Genomic DNA, 19303 nt, shown 5'->3' on the forward strand with positions numbered 1-19303 from the left:
TTTGAGAGAAATTTATATAGACGATTCGCGAAAATAACATTAAAAGTTAAAATATTTAATTTCGTGGTTAATAATTAGCGCTGCAGAGTTAAATGGGAGAATGCCATGGTCGTGGCGTCCCTTCCGGAGGCAGTGGCCCACGGTCGTTGGACTCCATGAAACCGCGGCTCTCGCGTCGGCGTCCGCAGCTGTAGCGTCCTTAGTCTTTTGATGCGTGTCCACCTCTCTCGCGCGAGGTCACAGATGTCATGAGGTCTTTGCAGGAAGGTTCGGCTTGGAGTCGGATAGCCCTCGGATTGCAGACTTGGCAACGTCCTCTCCAGTGGTGGAGAAATCCGAGAGACGATGCGATTAATGCAGGAGATGAAAACTGGTCCTCGGCTTTCGAACCGTTGCGGTCGTCGGGAAGCGCCGCTGCGGTCGCCTTGTCGCAGTCCGCTGAAGCTGGGAGATCTGAATTTGCAGCGCGGACAGCGGAAGTCCTAAGGCCGTCCTCTGATCCAAGCGAGCCGGTGACCTTAGCTCCCGGCATCATTCTTGATAAGGCTGCCTCTACGAACGTCGCCGCAGAGGCCACCGGATCTCTGCAGCCTCCAGCGTTTGAGCCGGCTGTCCTGGCCAAGCCGATCTGTTGCGGCACGTGCGGCTATGTCAATTGCCCGACACAATTGCTCAGTCAGAGTCCCGGCGGCGCGCCGCAATCGCAGTTGAACGGTCAGATGCCGTCCAGTGGAGTGACCGGCCAAGCCGATTTCGTGCCGACCGGCCAGAGCGTGACCATAGGCAGCTCGATGAGCGCTGTTATGCCGTCGCAATATGTCGCTCCGTTGGCGAACTGGGGGGCGCAGTTGCCCGGCGGCGGAGAAACCGGCAGCGGTACAATGACGGGCCAGATCGGGATCTTGTCCGGCCAGGTCACATCAGGGCCGGCACCTTCGGGCAAGTCGCAAGTCGCCCCGGAAGCATCCGCTAACCTTCTCGCTGCGGCTGCTGCGACAGCGAGCAACCCGATAGCCATCGAGAACCAAAAGCTTGGAAACCCCGAAAGCGAGTGGGGTATTGACGGCTCGGGCGACTCGAACATCGAAGGCTTCGCGACGGATATCAGCGTCAATCACGGCACAACGGTCAGCTTCAAGGTCAATACGAATTCGGCGAACTACAGGATTGATGTCTACCGCCTTGGATACTATGGGGGCATGGGCGCCCGAAAGGTTGCGACTATCCAGCACACCGGCTTGCAGAACCAGCCGGCGCCGCTGCGCGATGCATCGACCGGCGAAGTAGACGCCGGCAACTGGGCCGTGTCGGCCAGTTGGGATGTTCCGGCTGATGCCGTGTCGGGGGTCTACATTGCAAAGCTCGTTCGCCAGGATGGGACCGCCGGCGAAAACCAAATCCCTTTTATCGTGCGAGATGACAGCAGCCACAGCGACATCGTCTTCCAGACCGCAGACGAAACTTGGCAAGCCTATAATGGGTGGGGCGGAGCAAATTTCTACGGCGGCAACGGCCCCGCAACGGGGCAGGGCGCGGGACGCGCTTATGCCGTGAGCTACAATCGTCCTATCGCGACGCGAGGTGGGGTCGGGACCTACGCAGGTCCGCAAGACTACCTCTTCGGTGCCGAATATGCGTCAATCTCTTGGCTGGAGCAGAACGGTTATGACGTGTCCTACATGGCGGGAGTCGACGTCGACCGGTTTGGCAGCCTGCTCCTTAACCACAAAGTCTACATGGATACCGGTCACGACGAATATTGGTCAGGGCAGCAACGCACCAACGTTGAGGCGGCCCGGGATGCGGGTGTCAACTTACAGTTCTGGAGCGGCAACGAGGTCTACTGGCGCACCCGCTGGGGCAACAGCCTGAGCAGCGACGCCACGCCCTACCGGACGCTGATCTCCTACAAGGAAACCTGGGCGAACTCCTCGATCGATCCCACCAATCAGTGGACTGGGACTTTTCGCGACCCGCGGTTCAGTCCGCCGGCGACCGGCGGGGGAAGTCCGGAGAACTCGCTCACCGGGACAATTTTCCAAGTCGACGACGTAGGCGCCAATCTCAGCGCCATTACAATTCCCTACGACGACGCCAACCTGCGATTTTGGGCCAACACAAGCGTTGCCGATCTTCAGCCCGGCCAGACCGCGACGCTGACCAAAAACTACCTCGGTTATGAGTGGGATGAAGCGCCCGATAACGGATTCGATCCCGCGGGTCTTGTTCGGCTCTCTTCGACGACACTTCCCGTGACTTCGTATCTGCTCGACTACGGCAATACGACCGGCAACGCCGTCGCGACCCACAATTTGACCCTCTATCGCGCGCCTAGCGGCGCATTGGTCTTCGGTGCTGGGACTGTCTATTGGTCTTGGGCCGTCAGCGACAATCACGACAAGGAAGTGACGCCGACCGATCCGCGCGTACAGCAGGCGATGGTCAACCTGTTCGCGGATATGGGCGTCCAGCCGGCGACTCTGCAATCCGGGCTGATTACCGGCGCGCCTTCGACCGACCATACCGCGCCGACCTCCGTCGTCAATGCGCTCGGGTCTGTTTCCTCAGGAGACGTGGTGACGATTTCCGGTACAGCTTCCGACGTCGGCGGTGTGATTGCCGGCGTCGAAGTCTCAACCGACAACGGTGCCAGCTGGCATCCGGTGACCGGCGATGAGATGTGGACGTACGCCTGGTCGCCGCAGGTCGCTGGCACGTATAAGATTCTCTCCCGCGCCGTCGACGATAGCATCAATCTGGAAACGCCCTCCGCCGGACGCACGATCACGGTAACGGCGCCGGGCTATGTAACTCTGTTCCCTGCCTCGGCTACGCCTGCGGTTCTAAACACTACCGATGCGAGCGCGGTAGAACTCGGAGTGAAATTCCAGTCTTCGGTGGCCGGTACTGTCAGCGGCATCCGGTTCTACAAGAGCAGCCAGGATACCGGCGTTCATACAGGCGAGTTATGGTCGAGCACAGGCGCGAAGTTGGCAACCCTCACCTTCGCCAATGAAACCGCCAGCGGCTGGCAGACCGCTACTTTCGCCAGCCCCGTAACGGTGACGCCGGGTTTGACCTACATCGCCTCCTACCACACCAATGTCGGCCACTACTCCAGCACGGGCAGCTATTTCGCGACGAATGTGACCAGCGGTCCGCTTACCGCGCCGGCGGCCGGCAACGGAGTCTACGCCTACGGGAGCACCAGCTTGTTCCCGACGAATACCTTTCAGGCAACGAATTTTTGGGTTGATGTCATGTTCAACCCCTCCACTGGGACAGCCAATGTGCCGCCGGTAGCCGTGGACGACTCCGGGCTTGCCGCGACGCGCGATACGCCCTTGACGATCACGGCGGCATCGCTGCTCGTCAATGACAGCGACGTCAATGGTGATGTCCTAACGATCACAGCGGTGAACGCAGCCACCCACGGCGCCGTCACGCTCAACACGCAGAACAATACCATTACTTTCACACCTGACGTTGCGTACATTGGTCCAGCTGGCTTTAGCTACACGATCTCGGACGGGCGTGGGGGCGTAGCTTCGGCGAGCGTTGGCCTGACCGTGGACGCGCCGGGATCCAGTGTGAGCCTGTTCACCGCCTCCGACGCACCGTCGCTGCCCGCCCTTAATGACGGGCGGCAGCTCGAAGTCGGCGTAAAGTTCACATCCTCAGTCGCCGGCCTGATCACCGCACTCAAATTCTATCGCAGCGCGAGCGACACCGGCCCGGATCTTCTCGACCTCTGGACCTCCACGGGGACCAAACTCTCCAGTGCGACCTTTACCAACACCGCCGCGAGTGGTTGGCAGACGGTCTTCCTGGCAACTCCCATCGCTATCGCTGCCAACACCACATACGTGGCATCTTATCATACCTCCGGTACCTACGTCGCGACCGACAACTACTTCACCACCGCTGTCACCAGGGGTCCCCTGACTGCGCCATCCACCGCGACGGCCGGCGGCAACGGCGTCTATGCCTATGGCGGAACCGCTACCGCCGGCATCTTCCCGACCAATACCTATGGTGCCGCCAATTACTTCGTCGATGTTGTATTTTCCCAGGGGGGGCCGAACGCTCCGCCGACGGCAGTCGCCGACGCGGCCAGTGCCACTGAGAAGGGTGGCGTCGCCAACGGTTCAGGCGGCTCGCCTGCCAGCGGCAACGTCCTCATCAACGACACCGATCCGGACCTGGGCGACACCAAGACTGTCACCGCGGTCAAGTTCGGGACGGTGGCAGGCACGGTCGGCGCGGCGCTCACCGGCGCGCATGGGAGTCTCGTGCTCAACGCCGCCGGTGCCTTCACCTACACCGTCAACGAGACGGACGCCGCCGTGCAGGCGTTGCGGCAATCCACCAACACGGTGACCGATGTCTTCAGCTACACCGTGCGCGACACGGCCGGCGCCACATCCACGACAACGCTCACGGTAAGCATTCGGGGCGCCAATGACGCGCCGGTGCTGACGGCGCAGACCGCCAATCAAAACGCGACCGTCGGCTCGGCTTATTCTCTGGTGCTGCCTGCCGGCACTTTCACCGATGTAGATGCCGGCGACACTCTCACCTATTCGGCAACGGCCGCCGATGGCTCCGCACTTCCTGCATGGCTGACATTCAACGCTGCGACACGGACGTTCAGCGGCACACCGGCGGCTGCGAACGTCGGCACGCTGAGCATCAAGACTTCGGCCGCCGATCTCGGTGGCCTCGTCGCCAGCGAGACCTTCAATCTCGCCGTGACGATGACACCGAACACTCCGCCGACGGCAGTCGCCGACGCGGCCAGTGCCACTGAGAAGGGTGGCGTCGCCAACGGTTCAGGCGGCTCGCCTGCCAGCGGCAACGTCCTCATCAACGACACCGATCCGGACCTGGGCGACACCAAGACTGTCACCGCGGTCAAGTTCGGGACGGTGGCAGGCACGGTCGGCGCGGCGCTCACCGGCGCGCATGGGAGTCTCGTGCTCAACGCCGCCGGTGCCTTCACCTACACCGTCAACGAGACGGACGCCGCCGTGCAGGCGTTGCGGCAATCCACCAACACGGTGACCGATGTCTTCAGCTACACCGTGCGCGACACGGCCGGCGCCACATCCACGACAACGCTCACGGTAAGCATTCGGGGCGCCAATGACGCGCCGGTGCTGACGGCGCAGACCGCCAATCAAAACGCGACCGTCGGCTCGGCTTATTCTCTGGTGCTGCCTGCCGGCACTTTCACCGATGTAGATGCCGGCGACACTCTCACCTATTCGGCAACGGCCGCCGATGGCTCCGCACTTCCTGCATGGCTGACATTCAACGCTGCGACACGGACGTTCAGCGGCACACCGGCGGCTGCGAACGTCGGCACGCTGAGCATCAAGACTTCGGCCGCCGATCTCGGTGGCCTCGTCGCCAGCGAGACCTTCAATCTCGCCGTGACGATGACACCGAACACTCCGCCGACGGCAGTCGCCGACGCGGCCAGTGCCACTGAGAAGGGTGGCGTCGCCAACGGTTCAGGCGGCTCGCCTGCCAGCGGCAACGTCCTCATCAACGACACCGATCCGGACCTGGGCGACACCAAGACTGTCACCGCGGTCAAGTTCGGGACGGTGGCAGGCACGGTCGGCGCGGCGCTCACCGGCGCGCATGGGAGTCTCGTGCTCAACGCCGCCGGTGCCTTCACCTACACCGTCAACGAGACGGACGCCGCCGTGCAGGCGTTGCGGCAATCCACCAACACGGTGACCGATGTCTTCAGCTACACCGTGCGCGACACGGCCGGCGCCACATCCACGACAACGCTCACGGTAAGCATTCGGGGCGCCAATGACGCGCCGGTGCTGACGGCGCAGACCGCCAATCAAAACGCGACCGTCGGCTCGGCTTATTCTCTGGTGCTGCCTGCCGGCACTTTCACCGATGTAGATGCCGGCGACACTCTCACCTATTCGGCAACGGCCGCCGATGGCTCCGCACTTCCTGCATGGCTGACATTCAACGCTGCGACACGGACGTTCAGCGGCACACCGGCGGCTGTGAACGTCGGCACGCTGAGCATCAAGACTTCGGCCGCCGATCTCGGCGGCTTCGTCGCCAGCGAGACCTTCAATCTCGCCGTGACGACAGCGCCCGCGACGGTGAGCCTCTTCACCGGGTCCAATGCACCGGCACAGACCAATTTGAATGACGGCTCGCCGCTTGAAGTCGGCGTGAAGTTCAGCTCTTCCGTTGCCGGTCAGGTCATCGCGCTTAAGTTCTACCGTAGCCCCAACGACACCGGCCCGGATCTTCTCGACCTTTGGACCTCGACCGGGACGAAGCTCGCCAGCGCGACCTTCACCAACACGGCGGCCAGCGGCTGGCAGACGGTGAACCTGGCGACACCGGTCACGATCGCCGCCAATACTACCTATGTCGCGTCGTACCACACGACCGGCGCCTATGTGGTGACGGAACCCTATTTTACAGCCGACGTCACGAGCGGCGTACTGACTGCGCCGACATCAGCGAGCGCGGGAGGTAACGGTGTCTTTGCCTATGGGGGCACCAATAGCGCCGGGCTCTTCCCAACTAACACCTTCAACACAAGCAATTACTGGGCCGATATCGTATTCCGACCACAACTCACCGGCTAGGACGTCCGGCTGCTGCTGCACACAACGTTGCGATGATGCGGCATAATACGCGTCGACTAAGGGCGGTCGTTCGGTCTCGCGAGATTTGCAGGTGAGGTGAGCGTTTCGGAGGTGAAAACAAAGAGACCTTATATCATCCGTCGCATCCGCCCGGCGCGATGCGACCGCCGGCCGTCGTGCCGCTCGTCAGCGGGGCGAGCGGTCGGGGCTGAATCGGATCTACCGGCTCTACCGGAAGAGGCCGCGGCCTTCGCAAGCGCCGTGCCCGTCGCGCGCGGCGGGCGCTAGGGCGCCGATCATCGTCGAGGCCATGCCGAACGCTCGTCGCTGGATTTCGTCCGCGACATTTACCAGTTCAATCCGAGATTTCGACGGCTTTTCGGCCAGACGCCGACGCTGATCTGAGCGGATCCGGTCCGATCGCTCAGGCCGACTTCGCCAATAATTCTATGCCGTGACGCTCGCGGGCGAGCTTCTCTTCCCAGGCCAGCGCGTGACGTGCAATGGTTTCGAGATCGTCGTAAACAGGCGTCCAGTCCAGCGTCGCGCGGATCCGGGACGTGTCGGCGATCATCGTCATGATGTCGCCGTCGCGGCGCGGTGCGTATTGAACGGCGAAGTTGCGGCCCGATGCACGTCGTACGGCTTCGATGGTTTCCAGCACCGAATAGCCTCGGCCATAGCCGCAATTGAGGGTCGTGGATGCGCCGCCTTCTCGGAGATAGTTCAGTGCAGCGCGGTGCGCCTGAGCGAGGTCGCTGACATGGATGAAATCACGGATGCAGCTGCCGTCGGGAGTGGGGTAATCGGTTCCGAACACGTCGATCTTGCTGCGCTGGCCGGTCGCAGCCTCGACGGCTATCTTGAGCAGATGCGTCGCACCCATGGTGGCAAGGCCCGTGCGGCCCTGCGGGTCGGCGCCGGCGACGTTGAAGTAACGCAGCGCGACAAACTCCATGCCGTAGGCCGGCGCGATGTCGTGCAGCATGATCTCAGTCATCAGTTTCGATGACCCGTAAGGTGACAGCGGCCTCGTCGCTGCATCTTCGGCCACCGGCGTGAAATCGGGGTTGCCGTAGACGGCAGCGGTCGAGGAGAAGATGAATTTCTTGACGCCGCATTTCACAGCCGCGCTGAGCAGGTTGCGCGTCGTCATCGTATTGTTGCGATAGTAGCTGAGCGGGTCGCGCATCGATTCCGGCACGACGACGGAGCCAGCGAAATGGATGATGGCGTCGATGCCATGTGCGGCGATGACGCCCTCGACAAGATTCTCGTCAGCGACATCGCCGATAAACAGCGGAACGCCCTCGGGGAGATATGTTGAGAAGCCCGTCGACAAATTGTCGATGACGACCACGCTCTCGCCGGCTTCCACCAGCGCATGGACCATGTGACTTCCGATATAACCGGCGCCGCCGGTGACAAGGACGGTCATTGGATTTACTCACTCTCCTGTTTTGGGAACGCTATCGCGCCCGGGATGAAGAGTGGGTTTCGACGACCGGCAACTGGCGGCTATGCTTAATGTTGCGTATAGGAAATCAGGCGAAATGGAGAAACCTGTGCCGATTGCGGGCAAAACGGCCGATAAACTGCAGCTGATCGTCACAAATCTGCACTGGCGCTACTCCGGCGTGACGGCGACCAATCGCATGGTAGCCCCGAAACTCGCAGACCTGTTCGATGCGGCATGGCTCGGATCCGACGCGCCTGGCGGCATTGCGCGCATGGATGTCGGCGATCTCATGAAGTTGTGGCTGCGCCGCAAGCCTGTGATCTGGCATGCGAGGCGCAACAACGAGATGATTGTTGGTGTCCTGCTGAAGGCGCTCGGGTGGCCTCTGAAGCTGCTCTTCACCTCGGCTGCACAGCGCCATCATACCTGGATTACGCGCTGGCTGATTAACCGGATGGACGCCATCATCGCCACCAGCGATATCTCCGCCTCATATTTGAAGCGATCGGCGACGGTGGTGACGCATGGTGTGGATACCGATTGTTACGCGCCGCCCATCGATCGTGCAGCGGCGTTTGCAGAAGCGAATTTGCCGGGACGTTATGCGATCGGCTGCTTCGGCCGGGTGCGTGCGCAGAAAGGAACTGATCTTTTTGTCGAGGCGATGTGCGAGCTGTTGCCGCGCTATCCGGACTTCACCGCCGTCATTGTCGGCGCAATCACGCCTGACCAGATCGGCTTTGCCGGTGAGCTGAAGAAGAGGATCGCTGACGCCGGTCTGCAGTCGCGCATCGTCATCACCGGCGAACTGCCCATTGAAGACGTCAAACGATGGTATCAACGTCTGACGATCTATGTCTTTACATCGCGCAATGAAGGCTTCGGTCTGACGCTTATCGAGGCGATGTCGGCAGGTGCTGCGTTGGTCGCAACACGCGCCGGCGCAGCCGAGATCGCGGTCGAGGAGGGCGTGACCGGCAAGCTCGTGCCGACCGGCGATGCCGCGGCACTCACGATGGTATTGGAGCCGCTGATGCGCGATCCCGATGCCGCTGCAGCCATGGGCACACATGCGCGGCAGCGCGTGCTCGACAAATTCAGCCTGGATGCAGAGGCGCGCGGAATAGCGGCAGTCTATCGCAGACTGCTCTGACCCTGCAGGATATCTGCAACGAACGCATCCAAGTCGCCGCCTGCAAACAGGAAGCCGGGCAGGTGCGCAGCCTTGGCCGCTTCAATATCCGTATCGCGGTCGCCGACAGCAAAACTGCCTTCGCGTTGCACAGGCCAGTGCTGCATCAGATCAAGGATCATGCCCGGGCTCGGCTTGCGCCAGTGATGGTCTTCCAGATAGCCCGTAACTGATCCGGCCGGATGGTGCGGGCAATAGCGGACGTCATCGATGCGGGCGCCTTGCTTCGCGAGCTCGGCGCGCATCCATGTGAACAGTGTCTTGAGTTCGTCTTCGGTGAAATAACCGCGTGCGACGCCGGACTGGTTGGAAAACAGGAAGACGAAATAGCCGGCGTCGTTGAGCCGGCGAATGGCCTTGGCCGCATTCGGCATCCAGCGGATGCGATCGGCCGTGCCCATATAGCCGTCGTCGTAATTGATGACGCCGTCGCGATCCAGAAACGCTGCGGGCTTTGTTTGCGTGCTCGTCATATCTGCGCGCTTCTGTCGGACGCCTCGGCCATCACGCTCTGAATAATTCCGGCGACATCTTCGGCCGGAATGTCCCGCATGCAGGCATGATTGTTCATGGTGCAGACCGGCCTGTGGCAGGGTTGGCACGGAACGATGGTCCTGGTCTGCACCGTGGCCGCAAGCGGATTGAGGGGACCCCATAGCTGTGGGCTGGTCGGTCCGAAAATGCCGATGGTCGGCGTGCCTACGGCGGCCGCGATATGCATCAGGCCGGAATCGTTGGCTACGGCGACATTGGCGGCGGCCATGCCGATCACGCCATTGCGCAGGTCGCCCGTGGTGAGGTCGCGGGCGCGGGGACCGGCCGCTGCAATGATCTCGTTGGCGAGCTCCTTCTCGCCCGGGCCGCCGATGACCCAGACATCCAGCCCGCGCTCGACCAGCAGTTTTGCGGCCTCGGCATAATAGGTCCAGCGCTTCGACGAGCCCACCGAGCCGGGCCCAAGCGCCACGGCCGGACCGGTTCCCAGCCCATTGGCCTGCCGCCAGCGCGCAATTTCATCAGCCGGCACCCGAAAGTCCGGCACCGGCCATTCCGGCGGCAGCGGCGTGCCGTCAGGCAGCGCCAGTGCGCATTTTTTGTCGATCATGCGCGGCAGCTTCTTCTCGCCCCAGCGCCACTGGTTGAGCAGGCCGAAGCGGGCCTCGCCGACAAAGCCGATGCGCTCAGGGATTCCGGCCAGCGCTGGTGCGAGGGCCGATTTCCAGGTCCGCGGCATGACCAGCGCGGTGCCGTAGTCCCGTGCGCGCAGGGTGGCTGCCAGTTCCCACTGCTTGGCGAGCGCGAGCTGACTGCGGGGCAGGTCCCAGACGATGCCTGAGCGCACGCCCGGCATGTAATCGACCAGCGGGGCGACCAGTCTGGTCACCAGCAAATCGACCGGCCGGTTCGGCCAGCGCTCTTTCAGGACCCGAACGACCGTGTGACCCCGGACGAAATCGCCGATCCACATATAGGGCACGATCAGGATCGGCCGGGTGTCGTCCGGATCGACCATCACGCCCTGGTATGGGGAATTTACGTTCATTCTTTCAAAGACTTCGCTGTTCTGCCGCGGGCTATATCCGGCTCAAGTCGGTACCCGCTCCATTCGGACAGGTAAAGCCATTTGGGATGTTTCCAACCATGTCCCCATGGCGGCGATGAACATCCCGTTGCCAAGTTGCCTGTGGGGCGGGGTTGAGGCAAAGGTGGGTCAATCATGAGATCGGGGACTTCATGCTGCTTGTGACCGGGGGAGCCGGTTTTATCGGATCGAATGTCGTGGCCGCGCTGAATGACGCCGGCCGCGCGGATGTGGCTGTCTGCGATGTGCTCGGCCATGATGGGAAATGGCGTAATCTCGCCAAGCGGCAACTTGCGGACGTGGTCCCGCCAGCCGAACTGATGGACTGGCTGAAGGGCCGCAAGCTCGATGCGGTCATACATCTCGGCGCCATTTCGGAAACGACTGCGACCGACGGTGATCTGGTCATCGAGACGAATTTTCGGCTTTCGATGCGCCTGCTGGACTGGTGCACGGCCAATGCGACGCCGCTGATCTATGCGTCGTCCGCCGCGACCTATGGCGACGGCGCGGAAGGGTTTCGCGACGAGCAGAGTGTTGCGGAACTCAAGAAATTGCGGCCGATGAATCTCTACGGCTGGAGCAAGCATCTGTTCGACCTCGCGGTGGCCGAGCGCGTGGCCAGAGGCGAAAAGATGCCGCCGCAATGGGCAGGCCTGAAGTTCTTCAACGTGTTCGGGCCGAATGAGTACCACAAGGGCTCGATGATGAGCGTGCTGACGCGGCGCTTCGACGACATCAAGGCCGGCCGCGGCATCCAGCTGTTCAAGTCGCATCGCGAGGGCATCGCCGATGGCGATCAGCGCCGCGACTTCATCTATGTCGAGGACGTCGTTCGCGTGATGATGTGGCTGCTGGCGTCACCCAGTGTCAGCGGCATCTTCAATGTCGGCACCGGAACCGCACGCAGCTTCAAGGACCTGATACTGGCTGCCTATGCTGCTCTCGGCACCAGGCCGAACATCGACTATATCGACATGCCCGAGCAGATTCGCGGCAGCTATCAGTATTTCACTCAGAGCGAAGTCGATCGGTTGCGCGGCGCCGGTTACAATGGCGGTTTTACGCCATTGGAAGATGCGGTCTCGCACTACGTGAAGGGCTTTCTCGACCAGCCCGATCGCTTCCGTTGACGACACAACAGGTACCGGTGTGATGTTTGATTTCGACGCCCTGTCGCACGCGATTGTCGATCAGACGGTGCTCTGCGTCGGCGATCTGATGCTCGACGAGTTCGTTTACGGCGAGGTGTCGCGGATTTCGCCGGAAGCGCCTGCGCCGGTCATCGCGGTTCAGCGCAGCGAGATCAATATCGGCGGTGCCGGCAACGTGGCGCGCAATATTGCCGCCCTCGGCGCGAAATGTATCTTTGTCGGTCTGGTCGGCGAGGACGATGCCGGTGCAACGCTCAAGAATGCGCTCGCGCAGGAGCCTCTGATCGAAGCATTGCTGGTTACGGATTCATCGCGTCCGACGACGCGAAAGGTGCGCTTCGTGTCCGAGCATTTCTCGACACATATGCTGCGCGCCGACTGGGAACTGGCCGCGCCTGCGTCCGCGTCGATCGAAAAGCAATTGATCGATATAATTCTGCCGCAGCTCGCGCGTGCAGACATCGTACTGCTGTCCGATTACGCCAAGGGCGTGCTGACCGCGCGGGTCATCCGCAACGTCATCGATGCGGCGAAGAAGCTCGGCAAGCGCGTTATCGTCGATCCCAAAAGCGCAAATTTTGCGATCTATCGCGGTGCGACCTTGCTGACGCCGAACCGCAAGGAATTCGCCGAGGCAACGCGCAGTCGTGCGGACAGCGACATCAACATCGCGACTGCCGCGCAGGAAGCGATGATCTTGGCGGACTGCGCCGCGATGCTGGTGACCCAGAGCGAGCACGGCATGACGCTGGTGCCGCGCGATGGCGAGCCCATCCATGTGCCGGCACTGCCGGTCAAGGTGCGCGACGTCTCGGGCGCCGGCGACACAGTGGCAGCGATGCTGGCTGTGGCACTGGCGGCCGGGGCTGACTGGGAAACGGCATTACGCGCGGCAACCGCCGCGGCCGCGGTCGCCGTCAGCAAGAAGGGGACGGCGGTGGTCACACCGTCCGAACTGCGCCGCCGGATTCTGCCGCATGCGTTTCTGGCCGCCGAAGAGAAGATCCTGACATCGACTGAACTCAATGGGCAACTGGCCGACTGGCGCAAGCAGCAGTTGCGGATCGGTTTCACCAATGGCTGTTTCGACATTCTGCATCCCGGCCATGTGAAGGTTCTGACGGCAGCGCGCGCGACTTGCGATCGCCTGATTGTCGGCCTTAACAGCGACGCGTCCGTGAAGCGGCTGAAGGGCGAGGGGCGTCCTGTGCAGGACGAACGCGCCCGCGCAGAAGTGCTTGCGGCGCTGGAGGCCGTCGATCTGGTTGTGATTTTCGAAGAGGATACTCCGCTGAACCTGATTATGCAGATAGCGCCGGCTACGCTGGTCAAAGGCGGCGATTACACGCGCGAACAGGTGGTCGGCCATGAGGTTGTCGCCGCCAACGGCGGAGAGGTGATCCTGATCGATATTCTGCAAGGCCACAGCACGACGTCGCTGGTCGAGCGCGCGCGCAGCGGACAGTCATGACACGCATCACACAGTTTTCTGTCCGCAACTGGATGATTGCGACGCATGACGCCATCGTCACGGCGGCCGCGGTCGTTCTCAGCTTCGTGCTGCGTTTCGACGGCGAAAATCTGTGGGATCGGCTGCCGTTGCTCCTGAATATCCTGCCGTATTTCGTCGTCTTCAGCTTCTTCGTCTGCTATCTGTTCAATTTGACCACAACGAAGTGGCGCTTCATCTCGCTGCCCGACCTGTTGAATATCATCAAGGCATCCACGGTGCTGACGGGCGCGCTTCTGGTGCTCGACTACATCTTCTTGGCGCCGAACGTGTACGGCACGTTCTTCCTCGGCAAGACAACGATCATCATCTACTGGTTCATCGAGATTTTCTTTCTCAGCGGAACCCGGTTGGCCTACCGCTATTTCCGCTACACGCGTACGCGCAATCAAGCGCGCGCGATGGATGCGTCACCGGCACTGCTGATCGGTCGTGCGGCCGATGCCGAGGTGTTCTTGCGCGGCATTGAAAGCGGCGCCGTCAAGCGCATGTGGCCGGTTGGTATCTTGTCGCCGGCGATGTCCGATCGCGGACAGGCGATCCGAGGTGTGCCGGTCCTCGGCGGCATCGACGATCTCGGTAATGTCGTTGATGACTTCAGCACGCGGCAACGTCCGATCGAACGGATCGTGATGACGCCGTCGGCGTTTGAAGCAGAGGCGTTGCCCGAGTCGGTATTGATGCGTGCGCGCAAGCTCGGGCTGACTGTCAGCCGGATTCCGTCGCTTGAGGAAAGCCGCGATACGCCGCAATTGGCGCCGGTGGCAGTCGAGGATCTGTTGCTGCGGCCGAGCGTCAAGATCGACTATGCCCGGCTGGAGAATTTCGTGCGCGGGAAGGCGATCGTCGTGACCGGCGGCGGCGGCTCGATCGGCTACGAGATCTGCGACCGCGTCATCACGTTCGGCGCGGCACGGCTGCTCATTATCGAGAATTCGGAGCCGGCGCTTCATGCGGCCATGGAAAAGCTGGCGGCCAAAGTCACCAGCGCAGAGATCGAGGGCCGCATCGCCGATGTCAGGGACCGCGAGCGCATTCATCAACTGATGATCGCCTTCAAGCCTGATGCGGTGTTTCACGCAGCCGCGCTGAAACATGTGCCGATCCTGGAGCGCGACTGGGGCGAGGGCGTCAAGACCAACATCTTCGGCTCCGTGAATGTCGCCGATGCGGCGCTCGCATCGGGCGCTGATGCGATGGTGATGATCTCGACCGACAAGGCAATCGAGCCGGTGTCGATGCTCGGCCTCACCAAGCGTTTTGCCGAGATGTATTGCCAGGCGCTGGATGGCGACGCCATCAGCGGCAGTGCCGCCAAATCGCCCATGCGGCTCATCTCGGTGCGGTTTGGTAATGTTCTGGCGTCGAATGGGTCCGTCGTGCCGAAGTTCAAGGCGCAGATCGAAGCCGGTGGGCCGGTGACGGTGACGCATCCCGATATGGTGCGCTACTTCATGACCATCCGCGAGGCCTGCGATCTGGTCGTCACCGCGGCAACCCATGCGATGAATGCGCAACATGCCGATGCATCGGTTTATGTGCTCAGCATGGGGCAGCCGGTGAAGATCGTCGATCTCGCCGACCGCATGATCCGGTTGTCCGGTCTTCAGCCCGGCTACGATATCGATATCGTGTTCACCGGTGTTCGACCGGGCGAGCGGCTCAACGAGATATTGTTCGCCGATCAGGAGCCGACCAGCGAGATCGGTATCGCCGGCATCGTCGCCGCCCGCCCGAACGAACTGCCGCTGGAGACGCTGAACAGCTGGCTCGCGATCTTGCGGAAAGCCATTGAGGCGGATCAACACGAGGTCGCTGTGGCGACGTTGAAGGATGCGGTGCCGGAATATCGGGCGGCGGCACAGTGAGTCTGCATTAGCGGCGCGGCGTCGAGAATGCCCGCAATACCGCGGCGACGGCGATGCTGCCAAGTACAAGCAAAGCTGCGTCGGCGACGCCTGAGCGGAGATAGATCGACAGGCCGGCCAGTGCCGCCAGGCCGATATTGAGCACGAACGCCGTTCGCACAACCTCGATCACGGCGAAGCCGTTGTCCGTCGCGCGCTGATAGAAGTGCGAGCGATGCGCCAGCCACACCGGCTCGCGTTTTGCCAGCCGCCGGAGCAGGGTGATGGTCGCGTCGGCAAGGTAATACAGCGGCAGCAGGATGGCGGCAGTCAGATGGTGCGCATAGGCGAGTTGCAGGAAGCACCAGGCCAGCAACAGCCCGATGGGGAGGCTGCCGACGTCGCCCAGAAACATCTTCGCAACGGGCCGATTGAACGGCGCGAATCCGAGTGTGGCGCCGCAAAGCGCAGCGGCAATGAGCGCCGTCGATAACGGCAGTTGCCCGGAGAAGCTGATCAGCACCAGCGCCGCGGTGATCGGAATCACCTCGGCCACTGTGATCCAGTCGAGCCCATCCATGAAATTCACGAGATTGACGAACCAGAGTGCGGCCAGCAGCAGCAAGCCGCGTTCGATCCAGAGAGGAATAACCGGCACGATCTGCAGTGTCGGGGGGAGGGCGAACAGGATTGCGGCAATACTGACGGCTTGCAGCAGCAGTCTCGGCGTCACGGAAATCGGGCGCAGGTCATCAATCGCGCCGATGGCCGCGATCACGATCACTGCCCCGAACATTACCCACAGTGCCGGTATTGCTGAAACGGGAAGAACTGCAATCGAGCACCCGGCAACCAGGAGCGTGACTGATATCACCGCAATGCCTGCGCCTTGCGGTGTCGGCACCTTGTGGGACGACCGGGCATTCGGTCGCGCCATCGCGTAGCGGATCAGCAGCGGATGAATGGCCTTGATGCAGACCGCGGACAGAACGGCGGCCACAACCAGAGCGACGAAGGTTGTAATCAATTCGAATGACGACATCGGGATGACATTGATCGCGGAAATGACATGCGTTGCAGGGAGGATTTGGGTCGCAATGCGACAAATAGTTCGGAGTTATGCACGGCGGCTCTTCTTATCCTGTTTCTGCGGCATAGCTAGCGGCGAAGGCCGCGCTTCTGACGCAATCGGATGTTGCGATGCCGAAATGTTGCAGCATCATCGCCCGGATGGCTAATGGAATGCGACACGGATCGTCGTGCAATGTGGCGATTTTTGGCGAATGTCTGGGGACACGATGTCTGAACAACCCATTCTTGTCACCGGTGCTGCGGGCTTCATCGGTTTTCATCTGGTGCGGCAGCTGCTGGCCGAAGGCCGCACGGTCGTTGGTCTCGATAGCGTCAACAGCTATTACGATCCGGCTCTGAAGGAGGCGCGGCTGAAGCTGCTGGAAGGCCAGCCTCGCTTTACCTTTGTGAGGGCGAATCTGGCAGATCGACCCGCGATCTCGGCGTTGTTCGGCGAATACAAATTCCCAGTTGTCATTCATCTCGCTGCGCAGGCGGGCGTGCGCTATTCCATCGAGCAGCCGCACGCTTATGCCGATGCCAATCTCGAGGGCTTTCTTAATATCCTTGAAGGATGTCGGCACAACGGCTGCGCGCATCTGCTCTATGCGTCGTCATCCTCGGTCTATGGCGCCAACAAGAAGAAACCGTTCTCCGTCAGCGACAGGGTCGATAATCCGATAAGTCTCTATGCTGCGACGAAGAAGGCCAACGAGCTGATGGCGCATTCCTACAGCCATCTCTATCGCCTGCCGACCACCGGGCTTCGTTTCTTCACCGTCTATGGTCCTTGGGGCCGGCCTGATATGGCGATCTTCCTGTTTACCAAGGCGATCCTCGACAAGCAGCCGATCAAGCTGTTTAACCACGGTAACATGCGGCGCGACTTTACTTTTGTGGATGATGTTGTCGGTGCTGTCGAGCGGCTGATTGATCATGTGCCGACGGGCAGCGAGGACGAGGCGCCAGCACGAATCTACAATGTCGGTAACCACAAGCCGGAGGACCTTTTGCATGTGGTCTCGGTTCTTGAGAAAGAACTCGGGCTGGAAGCCATCAAGACGATGCTGCCGATGCAGCCGGGCGATGTGCCTGAGACTTTTGCCGATGTGGACGATCTGATGCGTGACGTCGGCTTCAAACCGGATACCTCCATCGAGGAGGGGATTCGGCAATTCGTGACGTGGTATCGCAGCCACTACGGTAATCTGAACGCGAAGGGTTGAGAGCGACTGATGAGCAAGCGCATTATTCCCCTGATTATGTGTGGCGGTGCCGGTACGCGCCTGTGGCCGTCTTCGCGTGAGGGGCGCCCGAAGCAATTTCTGCCGTTGTTCGGGCCGCGCTCGACCTTTCAGGACACCGTGATTCGCGTGTCCGATGCTGGCTTGTTCGATCGTCCCATTGTCATCACCAGCGCCGCCTATCGGTTCATGGTGCGCGAACAACTCGCCGAGATCGGGCTCGATGCAGACATCCTGCTCGAGCCGGCGCGGCGCGATTCAGGCCCGGCCATTGCCGCCGGTGCTGCTTTTGCACAGGCTCGGGACGAGGAAGCCGTCGTGCTTGCGCTTGCCGCCGATCACGTGGTGCGCGACGTGCCGGCTTTCGTGGCGGCGTGCCGGGCTGGGCTGGTGGTTGCCGATGCCGGGCATATCGTGACGTTCGGCGTTCAGCCGGAGCGTCCGGCCACCGAGTACGGCTATATTTCACCCGGCCAGGTGCTTTCCGGCGAGGTGAAGAGTGTCGCCAAATTCGTCGAGAAGCCGGATCTGCAGACGGCAACCGGTTATATTGAGGCCGGTTATCTCTGGAACAGCGGCAACTTCATGTTTCGGGCGGGGATGCTGCTCGATGAATATCGCCGCGTCGACAGCGATAGTGTCGAGACCATCACCAGCGCTGTGGCGAAGGCCGGCCGCGATCTCGGCTTCTTTACGCTCGATGCGGACGCTTTCGGGAAGGCGAAATCGATCTCTGTCGACTATGCCGTGATGGAGAAGACGACGAAGGCGGCCGTGGTGCCGGTGTCCTGCGGCTGGTCGGATGTCGGCTCGTGGCTCGCAGTGTGGGAACTGTCCGACAAGGATGGGCAGGGCAATGCCGCGCAGGGCGTGGCGGTGTTCGAGGACTCGCGTAACTGCAACGTGGCCAGCGATGGTCCGGTGGTGGCGCTGGAGGGTGTCGACGATCTTGTGGTGGTGGCGACGCACGACGCCGTGCTGGTCTCCCGCCAGAAGGATGCCAACGGCTTGAAACGGCTTGTGGCGAAGCTGAAGGTCACGGCGCCGCAGGTCACCGAGGATCATCTCAAGGTGCATCGCCCATGGGGATCTGTGCAGGCTCTTGAGGATGGCGAGCGCTATCAGGTGAAACGCCTTGTGGTGAAAGCCGGCGAGCGGCTGTCACTCCAGATGCACCACCATCGCTCCGAGCACTGGATCGTTGTGCGTGGTACCGCGAAGGTGACGATCAACGATCAGATCAAGACCGTCCACGAGAACGAGTCGATCTACATCCCGCTCGGTGCCACGCACCGTCTGGAAAACCCCGGAAAGATTCCGCTTGAGCTGATCGAGGTGCAGACGGGCAGCTACCTTGGTGAGGACGACATCGTTCGCATCGAGGATGACTACAAGCGGCGCTAGCGGCATCCGGGCGATACTCGCCCGAATCGACGCACCCACAGCGTGCATTCGCCCGAATTGATGGCGGCGAGGGGCTACCACGGTCCCTTCATGCCGTATCTTTTTCCATTTTACGAAATAGCGATGATTGCCACAATTGTGCGCGCTCTGGCTCGCCCAGCGCGCATTCATCGTCCTGGAGTTGGTTCTGCCTCTCACGAAA

The 19303-nt window shown here is 61.6% G+C and carries 11 protein-coding genes; 7 read left to right on the forward strand and 4 right to left on the reverse strand.

The window, feature by feature from the left end:
- Window positions 1–719: 719 nt before the first annotated feature.
- A complete protein-coding gene (locus AB8B20_RS31960) occupies window positions 720–6638 on the forward strand; it encodes a DUF4082 domain-containing protein (protein ID WP_439071080.1) in 5919 nt (1972 codons plus the stop codon).
- A gap of 424 nt (window positions 6639–7062) precedes the next feature.
- Here the strand turns inward: AB8B20_RS31960 and galE are convergent, their stop codons facing one another.
- Window positions 7063–8076 carry a UDP-glucose 4-epimerase GalE gene (gene galE / locus AB8B20_RS31965; RefSeq protein ID WP_439071081.1) on the reverse strand — a complete coding sequence of 338 codons (1014 nt, stop codon included), beginning with the start codon at window positions 8074–8076 and terminating at the stop codon, window positions 7063–7065.
- Window positions 8077–8191: 115 nt separating this feature from the next.
- On the opposite strand from galE, the gene AB8B20_RS31970 reads away from it, so the two are divergent.
- Window positions 8192–9250 carry a glycosyltransferase gene (locus AB8B20_RS31970; RefSeq protein WP_439071082.1) on the forward strand — a complete coding sequence of 353 codons (1059 nt, stop codon included), beginning with the start codon at window positions 8192–8194 and terminating at the stop codon, window positions 9248–9250.
- Here the strand turns inward: AB8B20_RS31970 and AB8B20_RS31975 are convergent.
- Window positions 9232–9762: an HAD family hydrolase gene (locus AB8B20_RS31975; protein ID WP_439071083.1), complete on the reverse strand. Its 531-nt coding sequence runs from the start codon at window positions 9760–9762 to the stop codon at window positions 9232–9234. The genes AB8B20_RS31970 and AB8B20_RS31975 overlap by 19 nt on opposite strands.
- Complete coding sequence (gene waaF / locus AB8B20_RS31980; protein WP_439071084.1) at window positions 9759–10832, reverse strand: lipopolysaccharide heptosyltransferase II; 1074 nt, start codon at window positions 10830–10832, stop codon at window positions 9759–9761. The genes AB8B20_RS31975 and waaF overlap by 4 nt, the downstream gene beginning before the upstream one ends.
- Window positions 10833–11023: 191 nt before the next feature.
- Here waaF and rfaD point away from each other — a divergent pair, with 191 nt between their 5' ends.
- From rfaD to AB8B20_RS31995, 3 genes are read left to right on the forward strand one after another with little or no spacing between them, the layout of a single operon-like run.
- Complete coding sequence (gene rfaD / locus AB8B20_RS31985) at window positions 11024–12004, forward strand: ADP-glyceromanno-heptose 6-epimerase (protein WP_439071085.1); 981 nt, start codon at window positions 11024–11026, stop codon at window positions 12002–12004.
- Window positions 12005–12026: 22 nt separating this feature from the next.
- Window positions 12027–13496, forward strand: a complete 1470-nt coding sequence (gene rfaE1, locus AB8B20_RS31990; RefSeq protein ID WP_439071086.1) for a D-glycero-beta-D-manno-heptose-7-phosphate kinase — start codon at window positions 12027–12029, stop codon at window positions 13494–13496.
- Window positions 13493–15403, forward strand: a complete 1911-nt coding sequence (locus AB8B20_RS31995; protein ID WP_439071087.1) for an SDR family NAD(P)-dependent oxidoreductase — start codon at window positions 13493–13495, stop codon at window positions 15401–15403. The genes rfaE1 and AB8B20_RS31995 overlap by 4 nt, the downstream gene beginning before the upstream one ends.
- Window positions 15404–15410: 7 nt before the next feature.
- Here the strand turns inward: AB8B20_RS31995 and AB8B20_RS32000 are convergent, their stop codons facing one another.
- On the reverse strand, window positions 15411–16424 hold the full coding sequence (locus tag AB8B20_RS32000) for an MraY family glycosyltransferase (protein ID WP_439071088.1): 1014 nt from the start codon (window positions 16422–16424) through the stop codon (window positions 15411–15413).
- 256 nt (window positions 16425–16680) lie between these two features.
- Here AB8B20_RS32000 and AB8B20_RS32005 point away from each other — a divergent pair, with 256 nt between their 5' ends.
- A complete protein-coding gene (locus AB8B20_RS32005; protein ID WP_439071089.1) occupies window positions 16681–17679 on the forward strand; it encodes an NAD-dependent epimerase in 999 nt (332 codons plus the stop codon).
- A 9-nt stretch (window positions 17680–17688) separates the two neighbouring features.
- The gene (locus AB8B20_RS32010) at window positions 17689–19101 is read left to right on the forward strand and encodes a mannose-1-phosphate guanylyltransferase/mannose-6-phosphate isomerase (RefSeq protein WP_439071090.1); all 1413 of its coding nucleotides are present in this window, start codon (window positions 17689–17691) and stop codon (window positions 19099–19101) included.
- The last annotated feature ends 202 nt before the right edge of the window (window positions 19102–19303 follow it).

Origin of the sequence: Tardiphaga sp. 866_E4_N1_4, assembly GCF_052076075.1 — a bacterium.
GTDB lineage: Bacteria > Pseudomonadota > Alphaproteobacteria > Rhizobiales > Xanthobacteraceae > Tardiphaga > Tardiphaga robiniae.

What these genes read in the sequence shown, in the direction of transcription:
- AB8B20_RS31960 (WP_439071080.1), top strand. Translation starts at nt 720, where the DNA reads ATGCCGTCCAGTGGAGTGACCGGCCAAGCCGATTTCGTGCCGACCGGC.
- galE (WP_439071081.1), bottom strand. Translation starts at nt 8,076, where the DNA reads ATGACCGTCCTTGTCACCGGCGGCGCCGGTTATATCGGAAGTCACATG.
- AB8B20_RS31970 (WP_439071082.1), top strand. Translation starts at nt 8,192, where the DNA reads ATGGAGAAACCTGTGCCGATTGCGGGCAAAACGGCCGATAAACTGCAG.
- AB8B20_RS31975 (WP_439071083.1), bottom strand. Translation starts at nt 9,762, where the DNA reads ATGACGAGCACGCAAACAAAGCCCGCAGCGTTTCTGGATCGCGACGGC.
- waaF (WP_439071084.1), bottom strand. Translation starts at nt 10,832, where the DNA reads ATGAACGTAAATTCCCCATACCAGGGCGTGATGGTCGATCCGGACGAC.
- rfaD (WP_439071085.1), top strand. Translation starts at nt 11,024, where the DNA reads ATGCTGCTTGTGACCGGGGGAGCCGGTTTTATCGGATCGAATGTCGTG.
- rfaE1 (WP_439071086.1), top strand. Translation starts at nt 12,027, where the DNA reads ATGTTTGATTTCGACGCCCTGTCGCACGCGATTGTCGATCAGACGGTG.
- AB8B20_RS31995 (WP_439071087.1), top strand. Translation starts at nt 13,493, where the DNA reads ATGACACGCATCACACAGTTTTCTGTCCGCAACTGGATGATTGCGACG.
- AB8B20_RS32000 (WP_439071088.1), bottom strand. Translation starts at nt 16,424, where the DNA reads ATGTCGTCATTCGAATTGATTACAACCTTCGTCGCTCTGGTTGTGGCC.
- AB8B20_RS32005 (WP_439071089.1), top strand. Translation starts at nt 16,681, where the DNA reads ATGTCTGAACAACCCATTCTTGTCACCGGTGCTGCGGGCTTCATCGGT.
- AB8B20_RS32010 (WP_439071090.1), top strand. Translation starts at nt 17,689, where the DNA reads ATGAGCAAGCGCATTATTCCCCTGATTATGTGTGGCGGTGCCGGTACG.